Genomic DNA, 23,166 nt, shown 5'->3' with positions numbered 1-23,166 from the left:
GTTAATCCCATCTATTTTGATTGAACTGATTTCTTTTCCAGTACCACATGATTATGAACCCTGTAATAGCTCCTCCAACGTGGGCCATATACGCCGTATTGCTCGGACTAAAAAAGGACTGTCCGGTAATCGCCGAAATCACATCCAGCAATATGATACCAGGAATAAAATATTTGGCCTTAATGGGAATGGGTAAAAATATTAACATAAGTCGTGCTTCGGGGTTCATCATTCCAAAAGCGGCCAAAACTCCCATAATACACCCAGAGGCACCCACCATACTCGCATTGTATATCTGCGCATACTCCGGCATTACCGCCCTTAAGGTCGAAATCTGAACTTGCGACAATCCTTCTTGGAGTCGGTTCGAAGCCAACATATCCAAGATTTGTTGATTTGAAAGCCCCGTACTCAGCAATTCCGATTGGGCAGGCAAAAAATTAAAGTAGTAAAATCCTAATTGAAACAAAACTGCCCCCAATCCCGCAGAAAAGTAGACGAATAGAAACCGATTTTTTCCCAGAACACGTTCTACGGGCGTACCGAACATCCAAAGGGCAAACATATTAAAGGCGATGTGCATAAAGCCTCCATGCATGAACATGTGGGTAATTATTTGCCAAATTTGGAAGTTTTCATTCTTGGGAAACCAAAGTGCCAGCCATTGATACATTTGGTCTCCATATAATTGAGTGGCAAAAAACAAGATCACGTTAATGATCAAAATATGCTTTACTGCCTCGGTCATTCTACCCATCTAGTTGAATTTTTTATCAATATCCCCTTCGGAGATAATGGTATATGTTATTTTTTGAAAAGGACTCAAACTAGGTTCCTTGCATGCAAAAAGGTTGTTCACCAACATTAATTGCGATTCAGAATCCAATACGTCACCTGTACGTACCGCCAGGTTCTTACTTAGCGCCTTGGCCAACATTTCGGCCTGCGAAATGGAACCGTCGGAGTAACCCTCCATATAATCAGCAATCAAGCGATCCAATACCGTGCCAATCCCGCTTTCGGGCACCATCATGGGAACACCTGTCACTTTTACAGTCTCGTGCTCCAAGCTATCAAATATAAACCCAATGTTTGTCAGGCTTTCTTGGATTTCTCTAATCACGGCCAACTCCTGCTTGCTAAAGCTTAGTTCCAAAGGAAAAAGTAACTGTTGGCTCACCCCTTCTTTTACCGTAATCTCACCTAAAAACTTTTCGAAAAGAATCCGTTCATGGGCCCTGTTCTGATGGATGACCAACATTCCCGACTTAACGGTGCTGACCACATATTTTCTTCGCAGTTGAAAAGTAGCGGCCAAATGCTCCTCTACTCCTTCTCCCGAATACAAAGTACCCTGCTCCTCACTTTCAGATTCAATTACAACACTACTGAACTGATTGTGCTCGTTCTGATTTCCAAGGCCCTCATACAAATCCTCCCAACCTTTGGTGCTCTGTTTACGAAAACCACTCCCTGACCCGCCTTTTTTGGCCACTGTATCCTGAAACGGATTAAAACTGGCATCAACGGTCACCTTGGGGATTACGGCTCCTTTCTCTTTATAGGAATAAGGTGTATCTAGATTGGGGTCATGGTCAAAATCCAGAACAGGGGCCACATTGAATTGTCCCAAACTATGTTTGATCGTCGACCGTAAAATCGCGTACAAAGTATTTTCATCATCAAACTTCACCTCTGTTTTAGTAGGGTGAATATTGATATCGATGGATGAAGGATTTACCTCCAAAAACAAGAAATAGCCGGGATGGGTGTCTGATTTTATCAAACCTTCAAAAGCGGCTACCACAGCATGGTGCAAATAGGGGCTTTTGATATAACGATTATTGGCAAAAAAGAACTGTTCTCCCCTGCTCTTTTTGGCAAACTCTGGTTTACAAATAAATCCGGACACTTTTAAAACTTCGGTTTCCTCGGAAACAGGAACCAAACGGCTATCCATTTTACTACCGAAGATGTGCACAATGCGTTGACGAGGCTTTCCGATGGGAAGGTTAAAAATCTCCGACCCATTATTGTAGAAATGAAATTCGATATTAGGATGAACCAATGCCACCCGATGGAACTCATCGGTGATATGGCGCAACTCTACCTGCGTCGATTTCAAAAAATTTCGTCTTGCCGGAATATTGAAAAATAGGTTCTTTACCGATATGGATGTTCCCTTTGGGGTAGCCACTACCTCTTGGGACACAATTTTGCTTCCCTCAATTTTAAGGTGTGTACCAACCTCATTGGTTTCGGTACGCGTTTGCATATCCACATGGGCGATGGCCGCAATAGATGCCAGCGCTTCGCCCCTAAAACCTTTGGTAGCCAAATTAAAAAGGTCTTGCGCAGATGATATCTTGGAAGTGGCATGGCGCTCAAAAGACAAACGGGCATCTGTCTCGCTCATACCGCTTCCGTCGTCAACCACCTGAATTAGGGTTTTTCCACCATCCTTAATAATCAGCTTAATACATGATGCGCCTGCATCAATGGCATTCTCCATAAGCTCTTTTACAACAGAAGCGGGGCGTTGCACCACTTCCCCTGCTGCTATCTGGTTAGCAACATGGTCCGGTAAAAGTTTAATGATGTCCGCCATTATGGATTCAGGAATATTGATAGGTCAAAATCGATGATAAACAGAAACAGCAGCACCAGAACGGCAACGATAATCCAAAAACGAAGTTTTAAATTTTTATCCCCTTCGGTCTGCAAATCGTCCATTGCAGAGGTGACTTTGTTTTTAAGTCCTCTGGTGGAATGTGCCGTGGTTCTGAACTTATCAAGCTTATGCTCAATTTTATAAGGATTCCCCTCTCCCTTATAATATCTGGGGGAGTAATCGAAGCTCTTATTTTTTCTAAGTTTTAAAGGGTTTCGCATAGTATCCTTATCGCTGTAACCTCAAAGGTACTTAAAATAGAAAAAAGGGGTTGGACGATCGTCCCAAAAAATGTTAACAGTCCCTAGATGCTTGGATTATTGGGTTGTTGAAAATAAAACTTACTTGCCCAATACAGCCATTTGAATGGCGGCAATAGCGGCTTCAGTTCCCTTGTTTCCATGCTTGCCACCGCTTCTTGCTCTGGACTGCTCAATATTATCATCGGTCAACACACAAAAAATAACGGGCACATCGTAAGCAACGTTCAGGTCTTTTACGCCTTGGGCCGTTGCGCTGCATACAAAATCGAAATGACTGGTCTCTCCCCGAATAACACTACCAATGGCAATTACGGCGTCGACCTTTTCCGTTTGAATCATTTTTTTGCAACCGAAAGTCAATTCAAAACTTCCTGGCACACTCCAACGTAGTACGTTTTCAGGAAGCGCCCCACAATCCACAAGAGCTTCCATTGCTCCTAGATAGAGGGCTTCGGTAATTTCATCGTTCCATTCAGAAACAACAATCCCAAACCGAAGGTCCTTCGCGTTTGGGATTTTATTTTTATCGTAAACGGATAAGTTTTTGTTCTCTGTGGCCATCTTTTAATTTTGCGCCAATCCAATTAAAGCGTCTACACCGTTGGCTTCTTGAGAGTTTGGATATTCTTCCTTGATTCTTTCAAAATATCCCAAAGCTTTGCTTTTTTCACCCAATTCCAATGCTACAACACCGGCCTTATGTAAAAAACGAGGAGCTGTAAATTCGTTATCGCTATGAGAAATTGCCTTTTCATAATAATCCAAGGCATCATCATTCTGGTTCAATTGAGAAAAAGCATCACCGATTCCTCCTTTTGCCATAGCGCCCATAATATCGTCATCGGAAGAAAAACCTTCCAAATACTCGATGGCCTGATCATATTGCTTAAGGTTCAAGTACGTCATACCAGCGGAGTATTTTGCCAAATTGGCTGCTTTGGTACCACTATATTCCTCAATAATGTCCAAGAAACCATACTTACCTTGAGCACCGTTCAAAGCCATAGTGAACAAGGAATCCTTTTCGGTTTCACTTGCCAAGGCTTGGTCAAAGTATTGTTGCGGGTAGAAAAGCTCGTTTGCGGCTGTTGCTTCTTTTGGATTTTGGATGAATTGATGGTATCCCAAATAGGCCAAAACACCTACCGCGATAACGCCGATAACGCCCAAAATATAGTTTTGGTTCTTTTGAACCCATGCTTCGGTCTTGGAGGCACCCTCGTCCAAAGTATTGAAAACTTCAGCCGTTGTGCTGTCGTGTTCCTCTATCTGAGCTTCTTCCTCTTTATTTTTTGGCTTAAAGCCTCTCTTCTTGTATGTTGCCATCCGTCATTTAATTGGTCGCGCAAAAATAAAGTTTTTATCCAAAACCAAAAGGTAATTTATTCGTTATTTTTGGATTCCCTTTTTAAAAGGGCCACCTTTTAATTCCAAACCGTTTCTCTGATTTTTTATGTTTTTAAGACATTTATCTTTAGTCAATTACAAAAATTTCGACTCCAAGACACTGGAATTCGACCCTGTCATCAACTGTTTGGTGGGTGATAACGGAGTCGGAAAGACCAATGTTCTGGACTCCATTTACCACTTGTGCTTTGGCAAAAGCTACTTTAACCCCGTGTCCACACAAAATATAAAACATGGCACCGATTTTTTTGTCGTTGAAGGGGAGTTTGAGAAAAACGAAAGAACCGAAAAAATACTCTGCTCTTTTAAAAAAGGCACTAAAAAGGTGATAAAGCGCAACGGAAAGCCCTATGAAAAGTTTTCCGAACACATAGGTTTTTTACCCTTAGTGATTATTTCCCCATCTGACCGGGATTTGATTTTGGAAGGCAGCGAAACCCGAAGAAAGTTTATGGACGGTGTTATATCCCAATCGGATAGAGTGTACTTGCAAAACCTCATCAAATACGGTAAAGTTGTAACGCAGCGAAACTCCCTACTCAAGTATTTTGCCGCCAACCGAACCTTTGACCAAGATACTTTGAGCATTTACAACGAACAAATGCATTCCTTGGGAACGGCAATCCATCAAAAAAGGGTAGAGTTCATTGATTCTTTTCTGCCTATTTTCAAGGAGCAGTACCAACATATTGCCGAAAAAGAAGAACAAATCGACCTCTCTTACGAAAGCCAGTTGAGCGATGATAGCCTTTTACATCTTTTGCAGAACAACATCGATAAAGACAGGGCCCTACAATATACCTCGGTGGGGGTGCACAAGGACGATTTGAGCTTTACCATTGCCGGGCACCCTATTAAAAAATTCGGAAGCCAAGGTCAACAAAAATCATTTTTGATCGCCTTGAAGCTGGCCCAGTTTCATTTCATCAAACAACTGGCGGATACCACACCGATTTTATTATTGGATGATATTTTTGACAAGTTGGACGAGAACAGGGTATCGCACATTGTGGGATTGGTAAAGGATGAAAATTTTGGTCAGATTTTTATCAGTGACACGCATGCGGACCGCACCGAAAATGTAGTTAAAAACATTCATCAGAGTTATAAAATATTTACCTTGTAGCATCATGAAACGCATCCTTTCCCTAGTACTGATTTTATTTTTATGGAGCTGTGATGAGTCATCTGTAAACAAGGACGACCTTCATTATTTGAACGGCTATTGGGAGATTTCAGAAGTTGAGTTTCCTGATGGCTCCATCAAGGAATATGGAATGAACACCAGCATTGACTTTATTCAACTGAAAGAAGATAAAGGGTATCGAAAAAAGATGAAACCCCAGTTTGATGGTTCGTACGATACCTCCAAAGATGTTGAAGATTTTGAGATATCCCACATCAACGAAACATTCACATTGCGTTATAAAAACGAGTTCAGCGAATGGGAAGAAAAACTGGTGCAATTGGATTCGGTTTCATTTTCGGTAATCAACCAAGAAGGTATCACCTACAAATACAAACGGTTTGAACCCATCAAAATCCCGCAATAATGGCCAAACGACATAGCTCCCATATTCCATTGAGTGAAGCGCTTAGTGAGTTCATCCAAGAAAACAAGCTACAAAAAGGCATGGACAAAGTGGATGCTAGAGAGGCTTGGGTCAAATTAATGGGCAATGGGGTAAATAACTACACATCGGCGGTCGAGCTGAAAAACGAGACGCTCTACGTATCGCTCTCCTCTTCGGTATTGCGGGAGGAATTGAGTTTGGGCAAGTCCAAGATCGTTAAAATGATCAATGAGGAATTGGGCAAGGAACTGGTGAAAAAATTGGTTTTGCGGTAATTAATGTTAGTACAAACTATTGGCTGCTTAGTTGGCTAGAGATTTCTCACCTTCGTTCGAAATGACAAGTATAATCGTAATGTCATTTCGACAGAGCAGAGCGACGAGAAATCTAATTTAAATCCTATTCTTTGATTTATGAGATTCCGTGTCAAGCACGGAATAAATAAAAAAAGCCACCCGAAAAGGTGGCTTCACTAAAATTATCTTGTAAATCGATTAGTAGATCTCTCTTCCTGAAAAGTGGAAAGTACCTTCGATAGCAGCGTTTTCATCACTATCGGAACCGTGAACCGCATTTTCACCGATACTGGCAGCATACAGCTTTCTAATGGTTCCTTCGGCAGCTTCTTCTGGATTGGTAGCCCCGATCAAAGCACGGAAATCATCCACTGCATTGTCCTTTTCCAAAATGGCGGCAACGATGGGGCCTCTTGTCATAAACTCCACCAATTCGCCAAAAAACGGACGCTCTTTGTGGATGGCATAGAATATTTCGGCATCCCTAGTGCTCAATTGTGTGTACTTCATGGCCACAATTCTAAATCCAGCAGCCGTAATTTTATCCAAAATTGCCCCGATATACCCATTTTCAACGGCATCAGGCTTAATCATGGTAAATGTTCTATTTCCAGTCATTTTTTAAATTTTGCGCAAACTTAAGCTTTTTCAAGCAAGGTACAAGGCTCAATAGCTTTGTTTTAACTCTTGGAAGACAGTACCATTATCCCCCATAATCTTAAATTCGGCCCTTTTCTCTTTAATATTAAGGTTGATGATTCCATAACTTTTATCGGAAACCACCTCACCTACACGATATGGGTTGGGCTCTCCGCTAAAGCTAGAATACGAATGGGTAAGGCCACTACTGGTAAAATCAACCAAGGGATATGTTAAGCCATCAATATCGGTTCTGGAGAACTCGGAAATATGTCGGTCTCCCGACAAAATAATAACTCCATTTGCTCTTGATTGTGTTATAATGTTCTTCAATTTCTCTACCTCCAATGGAAAATTGCCCCAAGTTTCAAAACCATGTTCGCCCGAAAGCACTTGAATGCTGGACATAATCAAATTGAAATCGGCATCCGAACCGTTAAGCTCATTTTCTAACCATTTCCATTGGGTATCACCCAACACGGTTGCCGTTGAATCCATTGTAGGTTTGTAGCGTTTCCTGGAATCCGTATCATCAATAAGTTCACTTCTAAAATAACGGGTATCCAACACGATTACCTTTACCTTGCCGGCCGGTACTTCGTAATCATGCGAAGCATACACGCCTTCTTGAGTTCTCCTCTCGCTATCTTGCGGCACATCCATAAAGTCCAAGAACACTTGCTGACTTTCTGCCTTTATCGCAAAATCGGACCCTCCGTCGTTCACACCAAAATCATGATCGTCCCAAGTACCAATAATCGGAACTTCGTTCCTCAACTTCGCGTATCCCGCCACGGTATCCTGCATGGCATAGATAGCGCGTAATCGTTCAACATCGTCCGTATCCGCATAAACTATATCCCCTCCCCAAATCCAAACATCTGGATCTTCGGCCAAAATGTCGTCCCAAAAAGGATTCGGTTCTTGTGACATATTGCAGGAGCCGAAGGCTACAACAAAATCAGAGGTTGACTGCTCTTCGGTCTCAGATGTTTGCTCCGCCTTCTTTTTGCAGGCAGCGAACAAAACCAATGCCGCTAAAATTATGTAGGATTGCTTCATGATATGATTTTACGGAACCAAAAATACGGATAAACCAAGTTACCTCTATATTATATTATTGTATATTTGGCCGCATGAATTCAGCGGATATCACGACAGTAAAGTCGATTCTTTCCCAACCTCAAAAGATAGCGATCATACCCCACAGAAATCCTGATGGGGATGCCATGGGCTCCTGCTTAGCGTTATATGGATTTTTAAAGAAAAAAGGGCATACCGTACATGTGGTCGCTCCAAATGACTATCCAAAATTCCTTAAATGGATGCCAGAGAATGATGCCGTAATCAATTTTGAGAGGGAAAACCCAAAGGCAAAAGAAGTCATCAATGAGGCTTCTATCATTTTTACCTTGGATTTTAACGACCTTTCCCGTGTTGGGCAAATGGAACAGGTCTTGAAAGAGGCGAGCGCCGATTTTATAATGATAGACCACCACCAACAACCGAGCGATTATGCAATGGTGACCTATTCCGATGTAACGATGAGCTCTACCTGCGAGATGGTGTACAACTTTATTGAATTTTTAGGTGAAACCGACCAAATTGATGCCGATATGGCCACAAATCTCTACACGGGCATTATGACGGACACAGGCTCATTTAAGTACCGTTCCACATCCAGCAAAACGCACCGCGTTGTTGCGGAACTTATTGACAAGGGAGCTGACAACATGGCCATTCACCAAGAGGTTTTTGACACGAACTCTCCTTCTCGCCTACATTTGCTGGGTGTTGCGCTGAGCAATATGGTGATTCTTCCCGAATACAGAACCGCTTACATTACCCTAACCCAAGACGAACTGGACCAGTACGACTTTAAAAAAGGTGATACAGAAGGTTTTGTAAATTACGGCCTAACTTTGGAAGGCATTATTTTTGCCCTCATTTTTATAGAAAATCGGGAAGAAGGCATTATTAAAATTTCCTTGCGTTCCATAGGTGATTTTTCCGTGAACGAATTTGCACGGGCTCATTTTAATGGAGGTGGACATACCAATGCGGCCGGGGGAAGAAGCGAAACCAGTATGGAGGATACCATTTCCAGATTCAACGATGTTTTAAAAACGTATAAATACAAATTGAATCCATGAGATTTTTTCTAGCTGTTCTGTTCATTGTGTCTGTTGTAAGTTGCGGAGGACCGGAACCCAGAAGACCTGTAGAGGTCAAATCCGGTAGTTTCTTCAAGGAATCCATTGAACGTACCAAAAAATTGTTGGCCCAAGAGGAAAAAGCCATTCAGGAAATCATTTCCAAGGATACAGCCCACGAGTACATGTCCAACCCAAATGGGTTTTGGTATTATTATGAGACCGAGAACGACACTGCCACCTATCAATTAAAGTCGGGCGACCAGATTTTGTTTTCTTATAATTTGATGAACCTGGAAGGTGACACCATTTATACAGCAGAGGAAATTGGGCCGCAATCGCATGTCATTGACAAGCAACAATTGTTCCCTGGGCTTCAAAATGCCGTGAAGCTGTTAAAAATAAACGAGAAGGCTACATTTTTGTTCCCTTCCCCCCTAGCTTTTGGCTATCAAGGTGACAATAAGTCCATTGGACCAAAAACACCTCTTAAATCATCAGTGGAATTACATACAATCATTATAGACAACGACAGTTTAAATTAAATTCATAAACAATGAAGAAATTATTTTACATCATACCTTTGTTTCTCCTAGTTATCATGGGATGTAAATCGAGTAAATATGCCGATTTGGGCGATGGTATCTTTGCCGACATCCAAACTACTAAAGGAGACATCATTATCCAATTGGAATACAAAAAAACGCCTGTTACCGTGGCCAACTTTGTATCCTTGGCAGAAGGAAAAAATCCATTTGTAAACGATGAGTACAAGGATAAAAAATTCTATGACGGGATTGTTTTCCACCGAGTGATCAAAGATTTTATGATTCAAGGAGGAGACCCAACAGGTAGCGGAAGCGGAAACATCGGCTACACCTTTAAAGATGAATTCAATGATTCATTGCGACACTCAAAAAAAGGTATTCTTTCCATGGCCAACAGAGGCCCTAAAACCAATAGCAGTCAATTTTTTATCACGCACAAGGCTACACCTTGGTTAGATGACAAGCACACCGTTTTTGGTGAAGTGGTTATGGGAATGGACGTTGTGGACACCATTGCCAGTGTTGAAACCGGTGCTCAGGACAGACCAAAAACAGATGTTGTGATGAATCACGTAGAAATTGTACGTAACGGCAAGGATGCCAAACAATTTGACGCTGTTAAAATAATGAGCGACTACTTTGAAGAAGCAAAACTAGCCGAAGCAGCATTCAAAAAAATGAAGGAAGATTTGGCCGCCCAATTTGCAGAACAAATCGACCAAGCCGAAGAAACTCCTAGTGGACTTCGCATTTTAACCTTGAACGAGGGTGATGGTGAACAGCCAAAAGTAGGCCAAAAAGTACTTGTAAACTATGCAGGTTGGTTGTTTAACGGAGATTTGTTCGACAGCAATATTCAAGAAATTGCTGAACAATTCAACCAACTGAACCCTGGTAGGAGAGATCAGGGCGGATATCGTCCATTTCCTATGGACTACAGCCCAGATGCCCAATTGGCTGCAGGCTTCCGCGAAGGATTGTTGACCATGAAAGTTGGGGACAAAGTTCGTTTGTTCATCCCTCCGCATCTAGGGTATGGCGACAACGACTACGGTCCTATTCCTGGTGGTTCGACCTTAGTTTTTGATATAGAAATAGTTGGAATCCAATAATAAAATTCCAAAAGCATAACTTAAAAAAGCCGTACTTTTCCGTGCGGCTTTTTATTTGCCTTAAAAACAAATTGCTCAATTTTGATGAGACAAAAAACCAAGACAATTATTGCGATTGCACTCCCGGTTCAAATCATTTTGGTCAAATGGATAGGCAGTTATCCCAACCTTGTTGAAACGTATTACAGTAATGGCATATATCCTTACATCTCACGTTTTTTAAGAATACTGTTTGGTTGGATTCCATTTTCATTTGGGGACATACTCTATACCCTAATTGTACTGTTGGCCATCCGGTATATCTATAAAAACTGGAGAAGCATTAAGCAAAGACCTCTTTTTTTCCTAAAGGATATTACAGTGTCACTTTCCGTAGTATTCTTTCTTTTTCATCTGCTTTGGGGCATGAACTACCACCGCCAACCCATCACTTGGAAGCTCAGCATTGAACATGAATATACGATTGATGAATTGGTTGATCTGACACGGTTCATCGTAAAACAAACGAATCAATATCAAATGGAACTTACCGGAGATACTATCTCTCCTGTCCATATCCCCTACTCCAAAAAGGAAATCTTTGCCAAAACCGAAGAAGCCTATGCCAACTTTGCAGAGCAATATCCCCATTTTGGATATCAACATCTCAGTCTAAAATCATCCATTTATAGCATACCCTTAACTTTTATGGGATATGGCGGCTACCTGAACCCTTTTACTAACGAAGCTCAGGTGAATGGCGTTACCCCAAAATTTAGACTGCCCACCGTAAGCTGTCACGAAGTAGGCCATCAACTAGGGTACTCTGCTGAGGGAGCTACCAATTTTATTGGTTATTTGGTGACATCGCAAAGCAATGATACTTATTTTAAATATTCCGCCTACAACCATGCCTTAGGATATTGCCTCACCGATCTTTTTCATAAGGATGAAGAAAAGTATAATGAGATTGTGGGCACCATCAACATGGGGGTAAAGGAAAATTTCAATGAATTACGAGATTTTTGGGAAAAATATGAGAATCCGATGGAGCCCGTATTCAAATCCGTATTCAACACTTTTCTAAAGGCGAACAACCAAAAAGAAGGCATCAAAAGTTATAATGCCGTTGTAGGTCTCATCATCAACTACAGAAAACAGCAGATGGCCATCCAATAAGACTTGTAGAGTCCTTTGAGTTACGTTATATTTAAACCGACTAATTCAATTCAAACCTTATGAAACTTAAACTTTTAGCGTTGCTATTCTTTGTAGGCAGCGTTTCTTTGTTTGCACAGGATTACTTTCCAATCAATGATGGTGTAAAGGCAAAGAAAAACAACAATTACACGGCATTTACCAATGCCAAGATCTACGTAACCCCGACCCAAGTTATCAACAAGGGTACTTTGCTGATCCGGAATGGCAAAGTAGTACAAGTTGGTAAATCCGTAAACATTCCAAAAAATGCAGTGGTCGAGGATATGAGCGGTAAATCCATTTATCCTTCATTTATCGACGTGCTTTCCGGTTTTGGGGTAAAACTTCCCAAAGAAGCCAGTGGTGGTGGAAGGTCCGCACAATACGGTCCGTCCAGGGAAGGGTTTTATTGGAACGACCACATTATGCCGGAAAACGATGCCATTGGCAGTTTTGAGTATGATAAAAAACAGGCCGAGGAACTCAGAAATGCCGGTTTTGGAACCATCAATGCCCATATTGAGGATGGTATTGCCCGAGGAACAGGTGTTTTGGTCGCGTTGAACGACGAAGCATCCGAAGCACAGCGTATCCTTTCCGATAAATCCGCCCAATACTTCTCTTTTGAGAAAAGCCAAGCATCCAGACAATCATACCCAGGTTCCTTGATGGGCGCCATGGCCCTGATGAGACAGGTATATTACGATATGGATTGGTACAGCAAAGGCAATGTGGACACCAAAGATCGTTCTTTGGAAGCACTTATTGCCAATAAAGGATTGACCCAAATATATGTTGCCGGTGATAATGGCAACGTATTGAGAGCTGATAAAATTGGTGACCTTTTTGGAATACAGTACACCATTTTAGGCGGTGGTGATGAATACGAGCGCATTGAGGAAATCAAAGCCACCAATGCCAAATTGATTCTACCCGTTAATTTCCCGGATGCGTTTGACGTATCTAACCCTTATCAGGCAAAATATATTGCCTTAAAAGATATGAGACATTGGAACTTGGCGCCCTCCAACCCAAAAGTATTGGCGGACAATGGAGTCGAGTTTTCCATTACCCTACATGGCCTTAAGTCTCCAAAAGACCTAAAAGACAAAATAATGAAAGCCATTACTTATGGTCTTTCAAAAACCAAAGCACTAGAGGCCCTTACTACGATTCCTGCTTCAATATTGGGCAAATCCAATGAGATTGGGTCCTTGCAACCAGGTAGCCAAGCCAATTTCCTGATTACCTCCGGTGATATTTTTGGCAAAGGGACCACCCTGTATGAGAACTGGGTACAAGGAATCAAGAATATTGTGGAGAGTATGGACGTAATCGATATTAGAGGTGATTACGACCTTGCGGTTAATGGAAGTACATATAAAGTTTCCTTAACCGGCGATGCTGATAAGCCAAAAGCTGAAATCAAAAAAGGAGAAGAAAAAGTTGACTCAAAAATCGACTATTCTGCAGACTGGCTCAATATATCCTTTAGTGACGACAATATCGGTTCTTACCGATGGGTAGCGCAAGTTATGCCAGATGCCAGTAGCATTAAAGGTTCCGTAGTGCTTCCCAATGGAGATGAAACTACCGCTACGATGACGAGGACAGCTCCTTTCGAAGAAAAAGCGGAAGAAGATGAAACCGCGGAAAAGCCACAGCTTATGGCCGTTACCTATCCAAATGTAGGATATGGCTTTAAAGAAAAACCCAAACAGGAAAGTATTTTATTCAAAAACGCCACAGTCTGGACCGGGGAGAGCATTTTGGAAAATACAGATGTGCTGATCAAAAACGGGAAAATCTCCAAAGTTGGAAAAGACCTAAGAGCTGGAGGAGCTACAGTTGTTGATGCCACCGGAAAACACTTAACGGCTGGAATTATTGACGAGCACACCCACATTGCAGCATTGGCCATTAACGAAGGGGGACACAATTCCTCAGCAGAAGTACGCATGGAAGACGTAATAGATCCAAAAGACGTTGCCATTTACCGTGATTTGGCCGGAGGCGTTACTACTGCTCAGTTGTTGCACGGTTCAGCCAACCCGATTGGTGGGCAATCAGCCATTATACGAATGAAATGGGGAGAAAGTGCCAAGGATATGGTATTTGACAATTCACCCAAGTTCATCAAGTTCGCCTTGGGAGAGAACGTCAAACAATCCAACTGGGGCAGTTATTCCAGATTCCCGCAAACAAGGATGGGTGTTGAACAGGTGTATACCGACTACTTCCAGCGCGCCAAGGAATATGACCAAAAGAAAAAAAGCGGCGAACCTTACCGCTATGATGAAGAAATGGAAACCTTGGCCGAAATATTGAACGGAGAGCGTTTCATTTCTTGTCACTCCTACGTACAGAGCGAAATCAATATGATGATGAAAGTAGCCGAGAAATTTGATTTCCGTGTAAACACCTTTACCCACATCTTGGAAGGTTACAAAGTTGCCGATAAGATGGCCGAGCATGGTGTTGGCGGCGGGACGTTCAGCGACTGGTGGGCCTACAAGTACGAGGTAAACGATGCCATTCCCTACAATGCCGCTATCATGACAAGCCAAGGCGTTACGGTTGCCATCAATAGTGATGATGCTGAAATGTCCAGAAGATTGAACCAAGAAGCTGGCAAAACTGTTAAATACGGTGGCATGTCAGAATTGGAAGCTTGGAAAATGGTAACCCTGAACCCTGCCAAATTGCTTCACTTGGACGACCGTGTTGGAAGTATCGAGGAAGGCAAGGATGCCGATGTGGTTCTTTGGACCGACCATCCGTTATCCGTTTACGCAAAAGCGGAAAAAACATTGATTGAAGGAAAAGTGTATTTCGACTTGGAAAAAGACAAAGCACTAAGAGAATCCATCAAAAAGGAACGTAACCAGTTGATTGGAATGATGCTGAACGAGAACAAAAAAGGAGGAAAATCAAGAACTCCTGTGCAGAGCAAGAAAGAAGAGTTTAACTGTGACACCCTTTAAAAAGTAGACCATGAAAAAAATATTTTTAATCATAGCAATTGTTTTGGGGGTTTCATTGAACGCTCAACAGACCCCTGCCCCACCCCAATCCGAACAAATAGCCATAATTGGCGCTACGGCACACATTGGTAACGGAGAGGTGATAGAGAACTGTACCATTGTTTTTAAAGATGGGAAAATTACCGCCATTGGTGCCGATTTAATGGTGCCGACCATTGGTACCATGATCAATGCCGAAGGCAAACATGTGTACCCCGGATTTATCGCTCCGTCCAAATCCCTTGGTTTGGTAGAGGTAGATGCCGTTAGGGCGAGTGACGACCAAGACGAAATCGGGGAAATGATTCCTCATGTACGCAGTTTAATCGCTTATAATGCAGAATCCAAAGTTGTGGAAAGCATGCGGCCAAACGGGGTACTTATCGGACAGGTAACCCCTGTTGGAGGTACCATTTCCGGAACTTCCAGTATTGTTCAGTTCGATGCTTGGAACTGGGAAGATGCAGCGGTCAAAACAGATGACGGCATCCATATGAACTGGCCCAACTTTTTTAGGAGAGGCCGTTGGTGGGCTGGCGAAGAAAGAGGTTTCATTCCAAACAAAGAGTATGGCAAGGAAATGGCCGACATTGAAATGTTCTTCCAAAATTCCATTGCCTACGGAAAAGCCAGTGAAGATGAAAAGAACTTACCATTTGCCGCCATGCAGGGCTTGTTCGATGGTTCCCAGCGCCTATACATCCATGCGGACGGCGAAAAAGAAATGACCGATGCCATTACAATGGCCAAGGAAATGGGGGTTAAAAACGTAGTAATCGTTGGTGGATATAGGGCCAACAAAATTGTAGATCTTCTAAAGGAACATAATATTCCTGTTTTGGTCGAGCGTACACACGCATTGCCAAGTTTTGAGGACGATGATTACGATATCACCTATAAATTGCCAAAATTATTGGTCGATGCCGGCCTTTTGGTTGGATTGCAAAATGAGGAAGCAGCCAATTTCCAGGTAAGGAACCTTGCTTTTTATGCAGGACAGACCGTAGCTCAGGGATTGGACAAAGAAACCGCACTCCAATTGATAACCGGAAATACGGCCAAAATTCTTGGGATTGATGACATGTACGGAACCTTGGAAGAAGGTAAAAGTGCCACATTGTTTATTTCCGAAGGCGACGCTTTGGATATGAGGACCAACCAACTATCAAAAGCATATATTGATGGTAGGGACGTTTCGTTGGAAACGCATCAGACCGAACTTTGGAAACGGTATATGGGCAAATACGAAAGAGAAAAAGAAGGACAATAGATTCCTCTAAAATAATAAACGGCGCTCATTGGAGCGCCGTTTTTGTATTCGCGAATTAATTCATTTTAATGGGAACGTACTCCCCATTTTCCGGTTTTTCATAAAAACTGTCCGATTTGCCATCCGCATTCAGTAGTACTTCTTCGAAATTGACCGTGCTTGCCGGTTCCATTATCGTTCTCCCCTCATACTTATGCCATGTGATGGATTTTGGCATTACCAGTCCATTCACCTCTTGCCAATTATCATAGTGAATCCATTTAATATTGTCAGAACTTTCCCCGGAGCGATAGGTCACGGTATAGCCCAACCAAGCCATCTGGTGGGTATCGGCATCAAAGTGAATGTAATACTCATCTTTGGATGAAGCCCCCACACCTGATTCATAGGCTATTTGCAGACCGGGGTATTTTTCACCTTCATATTCCAAATCTTCGGTAGCAGTATACATGATGCCATCATCGGCCAACACAAAGGGCATGGCATAGAAATAAAACATCAAATTGTGATAAAAGCCAACGTCGCCTTCGTAATTGCCCGCTTCATTTAACAACCATGCTTGTTCGCCGTCAAAACCCATCGAAAATTGTTCGGTGTCAATTCTATCCTTTCGTGAACGCAAATCAATAGTATGGGTTTCGGAGAGTTCGGGTTTGGACAGCACAAAGGACAATGTTCGTTGTGCCTTCCATTGTTTCAAACCTCCATGGGCATCAAAAACCTTTAACATGGCATCGGGATAAACAGCCTCGTTCTCCAGCATTTCCTGCTGAATTGGTGTTTCCTTTTTTTCAACTTTCGGATTTTGTTTACAGGCGGTCAGGCCAATAAAAAGTAATGGGATGGTTAATTTGTTCATGGTATCTATTTTACCTGTTGGTCGAAAAGCCCTTTTTTTAATTACAGGAATGGCTATTTTTACCATGAATATGGAAGCTAAACTAATCAGCAGTGCCCAAAATCCTTTGGTAAAAAATATCATTTTACTAAAAGATAAATCTCGTGAACGCAGAAAGACAGGACTTTTTGTGGTAGAGGGACAACGGGAGATTGAATTGGCGCTAAAAGGAGGCTATGTGCTACAAACGCTTCTTTTTTGTCCAGAGTTGATGGGCACAACTTCCATTGAGGCTTTCACCAATACTACCAACCCAGAAATTATTCAGGTTTCCGAAAGCGTCTACCATAGAATTGCACATCGTGGCACCACAGAAGGACTTATGGGCTTGATGCAATCCAAGAACCATGCTTTGGAAAACATCTCCTTCACCAACAAAACCCCTTTGGTGTTGGTTGCAGAAGCTCCTGAAAAACCCGGTAATATCGGTGCATTGTTACGCACTGCCGATGCCGCAGCCGTGGATGCCGTTTTAATAGCTAACCCCAAATCCGACCTATATAGTCCAAACATTATCCGTTCCAGCGTAGGCTGTCTTTTTACCAACCAGATAGGCGTAGGAACAACGGACGAAATCATTGCTTTTCTACAAACCAACCAAATCAACATCTACTGTGCCGCCCTCACCGCTTCCAAAAATTATGTGGAGTGCGATTTTAAAGCCGCTTCTGCCCTGGTAATGGGTACAGAAGCTACTGGATTGACAGAAAAATGGCTTCAAAATTCCGACCAAAACATAATTATACCGATGCAAGGAGAAATAGACTCCATGAATGTTTCGGTATCCGCCGCAATACTTATATTTGAGGCGAAGCGCCAGCGCGGATTTTAAGCTATGGAAAAAAATGCACTCTTTTATATCATTCTGGCCATTCTTGTGGTCCAATATCTGGTCCATCAGTATTTGGAGTACCTAAATGCCAAGCGTTTCAAATCGACTTTACCACCAGAACTTGCCGATGTTTTTGATGAAAATGAATATCAAAAATCGCAACAATACAAGAAAATCAACTATAAATTTGGAGTCATTTCGGATGGCTTTTCACTAGTCTTGACCATTTGTTTTCTTGCTTTTGGAGGTTTTGAATGGGTGGACCAACTTACATGTTCCATCATGCAGGGCAGTATACCCATGGCATTGATTTTCTTTGGAATTATTATGCTGGGAAGTGCCATTTTGGGACTCCCGTTTTCCTACTACCGCACTTTTGTAATTGAAGAAGAATATGGCTTCAACAAGACCAGCAAATCCACCTTTTTCTCCGATAAAGTTAAGGGCAGCATCCTAACCGTTGTTCTTGGAGGAGGTATTTTGACATTGTTCATGTTGTTCTACCAGTCCACAGGGCAATATTTTTGGATCTATGCATGGATTGCCGTTGGATTTTTCATTTTGTTCATCAATTTATTCTACAGTCGTTTAATTGTGCCCATGTTCAACAAGCAAACACCGCTTGAAGATGGAAGCTTAAAAAGTTCGATTGAAAACTATGCACAAAAAGTAGGGTTCGAGCTTCAAAACATATTTGTGATAGATGGTTCAAAAAGGTCCACTAAGGCAAACGCCTATTTCTCAGGTTTCGGAAAAGAGAAAAGAATCACTTTGTTCGATACCTTGATCAATGATCTCAGCGAAGATGAAATTGTGGCCGTTTTGGCCCACGAAGTAGGTCATTACAAGCGGAACCATATTATAGTGAATCTTGTGGTTTCATTATTAACCACTGGTTTGACGTTGTTCGTTCTTTCATTGTTCATCAACCACCCAGAAATATCTTTGGCCATTGGGGTCTCCACTCCAAGCTTCCATGCCGCTTTGGTAGGGTTTGCATTATTGTACAGTCCAATATCCGAAGCCACTGGATTGATTATGAACTATTTATCCAGAAAATTTGAGTTTCAAGCGGATGATTTTGCAAAAAACACCTTTGCTGCAACTCCATTGGTATCATCATTAAAAAAGTTGTCCAAAAAGAGTTTGAGCAATTTAACACCTCACCCAGCATACGTATTCGTGCATTATTCACACCCCCCTTTAGTGGAGCGTATCCGGAACCTAAAGGCATAGTTTTTGTTGTTTAGATAATAAGATTATAGTAAATTTAATATACTATGACAGAGGCTGCTATTGAAAAAGAGAACAAGGAGATTGCGAAGCAGTACAAGGAATTACTTCGCATAAGCTACCAAACATTGACGGACGAGGACAAGAAATTGATTCGTTCCGCCTTTGATGTTGCGGTGGACGCCCATAAGGACCAGCGAAGGAAATCCGGGGAAGCCTATATTTTCCATCCGATTGCCGTTGCTAAGATCGTAGCTTCGGAAATAGGCCTTGATGCCGTTTCCATTGCATCTGCCCTCTTGCACGATGTCGTTGAGGATACTGCCTATACACTTGCAGATATTGAGCGGATGTTCGGGGAGACGGTTGCACGAATTGTGGACGGTTTGACCAAAATTGCGCATCTCAAGAAAGATAAAGATATAAGTCAGCAAGCAGAGAATTTCAGAAAAATGCTACTGACCCTGCATGATGACGTAAGGGTAATCATCATCAAGATTGCCGACCGTTATCACAATATGCTCACCATGGATTCCATGCCGGAGCACAAACAAGTGAAGATTGCTTCGGAAACGCTCTATATCTATGCACCGTTGGCACACCGGATAGGTCTTTACAACATCAAGACACATTTGGAAGACCTCTCACTAAAATATACAGAGCCCGAGGTCTATAATGACATTTATGCCAAAATTGAGGATACGGAAGAAGAGAGCTTGGCCTATATCGAGGATTTTTCCAATGTGATAAGAACGTCCTTGGACAAAGAGGGACTCAACTATTTCATCAAGGGTAGGATGAAGTCCATCTTTTCCATCCGTAGAAAAATGAAGGCGCAAAACGTCTCGTTTGATGAAGTCTATGATAAGTTCGCCATCCGTATTATCTATAAATCCGACAAGAAAAACGAAAAGTTCCTTGCCTGGAAAATTTACTCCATAGTAACGGACCACTTTACCCCGAACCCAATCCGTTTGCGCGACTGGATAACCTCGCCCAAATCCACGGGTTACGAAGCGCTTCACATTACCGTTATGGGGCCCAAGGGCAAATGGGTAGAGGTACAGATTCGGAGTGAGCGGATGCACGAGATTGCAGAGAAAGGATATGCCGCCCACTTTAAATACAAGCATGGCGCCCAGAAAGAACAAGGTATCGAAGAGTGGCTCAACAAGCTTCAAGAAGCGCTTGAAAGCGCGAACGGCAATGCAGTTGATTTTGTAGAAGAGTTCAAGCTCAACCTCTACGCCAAGGAAATATTTGTGTTCACTCCCAAGGGAGATTTAAAATCCATGCCGAAAGGTTCGACAGCGTTGGATTTCGCTTTCAACATCCATACGGAAATCGGGATGAAGACCCGTGGGGCCAAGGTCAATGGAAAATTGGTCCCGCTGGGGACAAAACTGCGAAGTGGGGATCAAGTGGAGATTATTACCTCCGAAAGTGCAAAACCCACCCAGACCTGGTTGGACTATGCCGAGACGGCACGGGCACGTTCCAAGATAAAATCATCGCTAAGCGAGGAGAAAAAAGAAGTCGCCGAAGAAGGAAAAGAAATTTTGCGCCGCAAACTCAAGGCCCAGAAAATCAACCTGAACGAAGACACGGTGAACAAATTGGTGACCTTCTTCAAACTAAAAACAAGTTTAGACCTTTTCTACCGGGTGGGCATCGGGGTCATCGACAACGATAAGCTGAAGGATTTCTCCTCTTCATATCATAATGCATTCATCAATTTCTTCAAGAACAGAATCCGTAAAAATCCTGCTCCAAAAGATGTTGACCGAAATGAGATTACCACCAAATACGATTTGCTTGTTTTTGGAAAGGAAGAAGAAAGACTTAATTATAAATTATCCCAATGTTGCAATCCCATTCCCGGGGATGAGGTATTCGGCTTTGTAAGTGTAAACGATGGAATCAAGGTCCATAAAAAGAACTGCCCCAACGCCATTTCGTTACAGTCCAACTACGCCTACCGTATCATTAGCGCCAAATGGATAGATTCTTCCCAAGAAGAATTCTCCGTCGACATCCAAATTACCGGAATCGATAACATGGGGCTGGTCAAGGATATCACTAAGATCATTTCGGAAAATATGCACGTAAACATGCGTAATCTGAACTTTAGTGCAGATGGTGGAACCTTTAAAGGGAAAATTACGCTAGTGGTAAAAAACAATAATATCCTGCAAAGGCTTATGAACAATTTAAAGCAGGTGGAAGGTATAGATAAAGTGACCAGAATTTAATTTTTAACTGTACCTTTGTGCATTAGCATAGGTAGAAAGCCATGGGAAATAATAAAAATCAGGAAATTGTAAAAAACGTGTTCACTGCCTTTCTTGAAGAAAAGGGACACCGCAAAACCCCTGAACGATACGCCATTTTACAGGAAATTTATGAAAGTGACGATCATTTTGATGTAGAATCCCTTTACATTAAAATGAAGACCAAGAATTACAGGGTTAGTCGAGCAACGCTTTACAATACCATCGAACTTTTATTGGAATGTAAGCTGGTAAGAAAACACCAATTCGGAAAAAATCAGGCTCAATACGAGAAATCCTATTTTGACCGTCAGCATGATCACGTAATACTTACCGACACTGGTGAGGTGGTAGAATTTTGTGACCCGCGCATTCAATCCATCAAAAAAACTATCGAGGAGGTATTTGATATAAAAATCAACAACCACTCTTTATACTTCTACGGAACCCGAAATAAAGAAAAAAACCTAACTGAATAACCCACATATTACATGGTAGATTTATTGCTTGGACTCCAATGGGGAGACGAAGGAAAAGGAAAAATTGTTGATGTACTGACCAAGGAATACGATATTATCGCCAGATTTCAAGGAGGTCCGAATGCAGGGCACACCTTGGAGTTTGATGGTATAAAACACGTTTTGCATACCATTCCATCCGGAATATTTCATAAAAATGCCATTAATGTGGTAGGCAACGGAGTCGTAATCGACCCCGTAATATTTAAAAAGGAGCTCGATAACTTGGAGAAATTCAATATAGACATCGAAACCAAGCTCTTTATCTCAAGAAAAGCACATTTAATTTTGCCCACCCACCGTTTGTTGGATGCCGCTTCCGAGGCTTCCAAAGGGAAGGCAAAAATTGGTTCCACCTTAAAAGGTATTGGACCGACATATATGGACAAAACCGGCAGAAACGGTATGCGCGTTGGTGATTTGGAGTTCGATGATTGGAAAACCAAATACAGAGCTTTGGCCGACAAGCACGAAGCCATGATCGATTTTTACGACGTGGACATCCAATACAATCTAGACGAATTGGAAGCTGAATTCTGTGAAGGTGTGGAAACATTGAAAAAATTAACCTTCATCGACAGTGAGGAATACATTTTCAAGGCGCAGGCAGAAGGCAAGAAAATATTGGCAGAGGGAGCACAAGGTTCGTTGTTGGACATTGATTTTGGAACCTATCCGTTTGTAACCTCTTCGAATACTACAGCCGCTGGTGCCTGTACTGGTCTTGGAGTTGCTCCCAACAATATCAAAAATGTTTTGGGAATTTTCAAGGCTTACACCACCAGAGTGGGAAGCGGCCCCTTCCCTACTGAACTTTTTGATGAAGACGGTGCCACCATGGCCAAAGTCGGAAACGAATTCGGTGCAACAACAGGAAGACCCCGACGTTGTGGTTGGTTAGATTTGGTTGCTTTGAAATATGCCGTTCAAATCAACGGTGTAACAGAATTGATGATGATGAAAGCCGATGTTCTCAGTGGTTTTGACACTATCAAGGTATGTACCGCTTACAAATACAAAGGAGAGGAAATCAAACACCTTCCATATAGCATAGAAGAGGAATACGTTACCCCTGTCTATCAAGAAATGAAGGGATGGTCGCAAGATTTGACCAAACTTTCCAAAGCGGAGGATTTACCGGCTACTTTGAATGATTACATAGCCTTTTTGGAAGAACAACTGAACGTTCCCATTAAGATTGTATCGGTAGGTCCGGATAGACTTCAGACCATTCATCGATAGACCTATTTTAATAAGAATAGGGTTAACCTTATGTGACC

At 42.2% G+C, this 23,166-nt stretch carries 22 protein-coding genes; 14 read left to right on the top strand and 8 right to left on the bottom strand.

The window, feature by feature from the left end; all coding sequences use genetic code 11:
• Nucleotide 1: 1 nt before the first annotated feature.
• The 5 genes from DCK90_RS12975 to DCK90_RS12955 all read right to left on the bottom strand — a co-directional run bounded on the left by DCK90_RS12975 (nucleotide 2) and on the right by DCK90_RS12955 (nucleotide 4,260).
• Nucleotides 2-757, bottom strand: a complete 756-nt coding sequence (locus DCK90_RS12975; RefSeq protein ID WP_108246643.1) for a rhomboid family intramembrane serine protease — start codon at nucleotides 755-757, stop codon at nucleotides 2-4.
• Nucleotides 758-2,608, bottom strand: a complete 1,851-nt coding sequence (mutL, locus tag DCK90_RS12970) for a DNA mismatch repair endonuclease MutL (RefSeq protein WP_108246642.1) — start codon at nucleotides 2,606-2,608, stop codon at nucleotides 758-760.
• The gene (locus DCK90_RS12965) at nucleotides 2,608-2,892 is read right to left on the bottom strand and encodes a riboflavin synthase subunit beta (protein ID WP_108246641.1); all 285 of its coding nucleotides are present in this window, start codon (nucleotides 2,890-2,892) and stop codon (nucleotides 2,608-2,610) included. Before DCK90_RS12965 ends, mutL begins: the two co-directional genes overlap by 1 nt.
• Nucleotides 2,893-3,012: 120 nt before the next feature.
• Entirely contained in the window at nucleotides 3,013-3,495 is a 483-nt protein-coding gene (ribH, locus tag DCK90_RS12960) for a 6,7-dimethyl-8-ribityllumazine synthase (RefSeq protein WP_108246640.1), read from the bottom strand.
• A gap of 3 nt (nucleotides 3,496-3,498) precedes the next feature.
• Nucleotides 3,499-4,260: a tetratricopeptide repeat protein gene (locus tag DCK90_RS12955; RefSeq protein ID WP_108246639.1), complete on the bottom strand. Its 762-nt coding sequence runs from the start codon at nucleotides 4,258-4,260 to the stop codon at nucleotides 3,499-3,501.
• A 127-nt stretch (nucleotides 4,261-4,387) separates the two neighbouring features.
• Between DCK90_RS12955 and recF the strand changes: the two genes are divergently transcribed.
• Genes recF through DCK90_RS12940 form a run of 3 tightly spaced genes read left to right on the top strand, consistent with a single transcriptional unit; the run spans nucleotide 4,388 to nucleotide 6,190 of the window.
• The gene (recF, locus tag DCK90_RS12950; RefSeq protein WP_108246638.1) at nucleotides 4,388-5,467 is read left to right on the top strand and encodes a DNA replication/repair protein RecF; all 1,080 of its coding nucleotides are present in this window, start codon (nucleotides 4,388-4,390) and stop codon (nucleotides 5,465-5,467) included.
• Nucleotides 5,468-5,471: 4 nt separating this feature from the next.
• Nucleotides 5,472-5,894 carry a hypothetical protein gene (locus DCK90_RS12945; RefSeq protein WP_108246637.1) on the top strand — a complete coding sequence of 141 codons (423 nt, stop codon included), beginning with the start codon at nucleotides 5,472-5,474 and terminating at the stop codon, nucleotides 5,892-5,894.
• Entirely contained in the window at nucleotides 5,894-6,190 is a 297-nt protein-coding gene (locus tag DCK90_RS12940) for a DUF721 domain-containing protein (protein WP_108246636.1), read from the top strand. The genes DCK90_RS12945 and DCK90_RS12940 overlap by 1 nt, the downstream gene beginning before the upstream one ends.
• A 219-nt stretch (nucleotides 6,191-6,409) precedes the next feature.
• On the opposite strand, the gene DCK90_RS12935 is transcribed toward DCK90_RS12940, so the two are convergent.
• Nucleotides 6,410-6,829 carry a nucleoside-diphosphate kinase gene (locus DCK90_RS12935; RefSeq protein WP_108246635.1) on the bottom strand — a complete coding sequence of 140 codons (420 nt, stop codon included), beginning with the start codon at nucleotides 6,827-6,829 and terminating at the stop codon, nucleotides 6,410-6,412.
• Nucleotides 6,830-6,877: 48 nt separating this feature from the next.
• Nucleotides 6,878-7,912 (bottom strand): alkaline phosphatase D family protein, encoded by a 1,035-nt coding sequence (locus tag DCK90_RS12930; protein ID WP_108246634.1) that lies wholly within the window; start codon nucleotides 7,910-7,912, stop codon nucleotides 6,878-6,880.
• 74 nt (nucleotides 7,913-7,986) lie between these two features.
• Here DCK90_RS12930 and DCK90_RS12925 point away from each other — a divergent pair, with 74 nt between their 5' ends.
• The 6 genes from DCK90_RS12925 (at nucleotide 7,987) to DCK90_RS12900 (ending at nucleotide 16,135) form a co-directional block, all read left to right on the top strand.
• On the top strand, nucleotides 7,987-9,003 hold the full coding sequence (locus tag DCK90_RS12925; protein ID WP_108246633.1) for a DHH family phosphoesterase: 1,017 nt from the start codon (nucleotides 7,987-7,989) through the stop codon (nucleotides 9,001-9,003).
• Nucleotides 9,000-9,548 carry a gliding motility-associated peptidyl-prolyl isomerase GldI gene (gene gldI / locus DCK90_RS12920; protein WP_108246632.1) on the top strand — a complete coding sequence of 183 codons (549 nt, stop codon included), beginning with the start codon at nucleotides 9,000-9,002 and terminating at the stop codon, nucleotides 9,546-9,548. The genes DCK90_RS12925 and gldI overlap by 4 nt, the downstream gene beginning before the upstream one ends.
• 11 nt (nucleotides 9,549-9,559) lie before the next feature.
• Nucleotides 9,560-10,663, top strand: a complete 1,104-nt coding sequence (locus DCK90_RS12915; protein WP_108246631.1) for a peptidylprolyl isomerase — start codon at nucleotides 9,560-9,562, stop codon at nucleotides 10,661-10,663.
• 84 nt (nucleotides 10,664-10,747) lie between these two features.
• A complete protein-coding gene (locus DCK90_RS12910; protein ID WP_108246630.1) occupies nucleotides 10,748-11,821 on the top strand; it encodes a DUF3810 domain-containing protein in 1,074 nt (357 codons plus the stop codon).
• Nucleotides 11,822-11,880: 59 nt separating this feature from the next.
• Entirely contained in the window at nucleotides 11,881-14,826 is a 2,946-nt protein-coding gene (locus tag DCK90_RS12905; protein WP_108246629.1) for an amidohydrolase family protein, read from the top strand.
• Between the two features lie 10 nt (nucleotides 14,827-14,836).
• A complete protein-coding gene (locus DCK90_RS12900; RefSeq protein ID WP_108246628.1) occupies nucleotides 14,837-16,135 on the top strand; it encodes an amidohydrolase family protein in 1,299 nt (432 codons plus the stop codon).
• A 55-nt stretch (nucleotides 16,136-16,190) separates the two neighbouring features.
• On the opposite strand, the gene DCK90_RS12895 is transcribed toward DCK90_RS12900, so the two are convergent.
• Nucleotides 16,191-16,994 (bottom strand): DUF6503 family protein, encoded by an 804-nt coding sequence (locus DCK90_RS12895; protein ID WP_108246759.1) that lies wholly within the window; start codon nucleotides 16,992-16,994, stop codon nucleotides 16,191-16,193.
• A 70-nt stretch (nucleotides 16,995-17,064) separates the two neighbouring features.
• On the opposite strand from DCK90_RS12895, the gene DCK90_RS12890 reads away from it, so the two are divergent.
• From DCK90_RS12890 to DCK90_RS12870, 5 genes are read left to right on the top strand one after another with little or no spacing between them, the layout of a single operon-like run.
• Nucleotides 17,065-17,865, top strand: a complete 801-nt coding sequence (locus tag DCK90_RS12890) for a TrmH family RNA methyltransferase (RefSeq protein ID WP_394339709.1) — start codon at nucleotides 17,065-17,067, stop codon at nucleotides 17,863-17,865.
• A gap of 3 nt (nucleotides 17,866-17,868) precedes the next feature.
• On the top strand, nucleotides 17,869-19,101 hold the full coding sequence (locus tag DCK90_RS12885) for a M48 family metallopeptidase (protein ID WP_108246626.1): 1,233 nt from the start codon (nucleotides 17,869-17,871) through the stop codon (nucleotides 19,099-19,101).
• Between the two features lie 44 nt (nucleotides 19,102-19,145).
• Entirely contained in the window at nucleotides 19,146-21,350 is a 2,205-nt protein-coding gene (locus DCK90_RS12880; RefSeq protein ID WP_108246625.1) for a RelA/SpoT family protein, read from the top strand.
• Nucleotides 21,351-21,391: 41 nt separating this feature from the next.
• Nucleotides 21,392-21,847, top strand: coding sequence for a Fur family transcriptional regulator (locus tag DCK90_RS12875; protein ID WP_108246624.1), 456 nt, complete (start codon nucleotides 21,392-21,394; stop codon nucleotides 21,845-21,847).
• Between the two features lie 12 nt (nucleotides 21,848-21,859).
• Nucleotides 21,860-23,128 (top strand): adenylosuccinate synthase, encoded by a 1,269-nt coding sequence (locus tag DCK90_RS12870; RefSeq protein ID WP_108246623.1) that lies wholly within the window; start codon nucleotides 21,860-21,862, stop codon nucleotides 23,126-23,128.
• Nucleotides 23,129-23,166 lie beyond the last annotated feature (38 nt).

Origin of the sequence: Muricauda brasiliensis (assembly GCF_003057865.1) — a bacterium.
GTDB lineage: Bacteria > Bacteroidota > Bacteroidia > Flavobacteriales > Flavobacteriaceae > Flagellimonas > Flagellimonas chongwuensis.
This window is presented reverse-complemented; position numbering and strand designations above follow the sequence as displayed.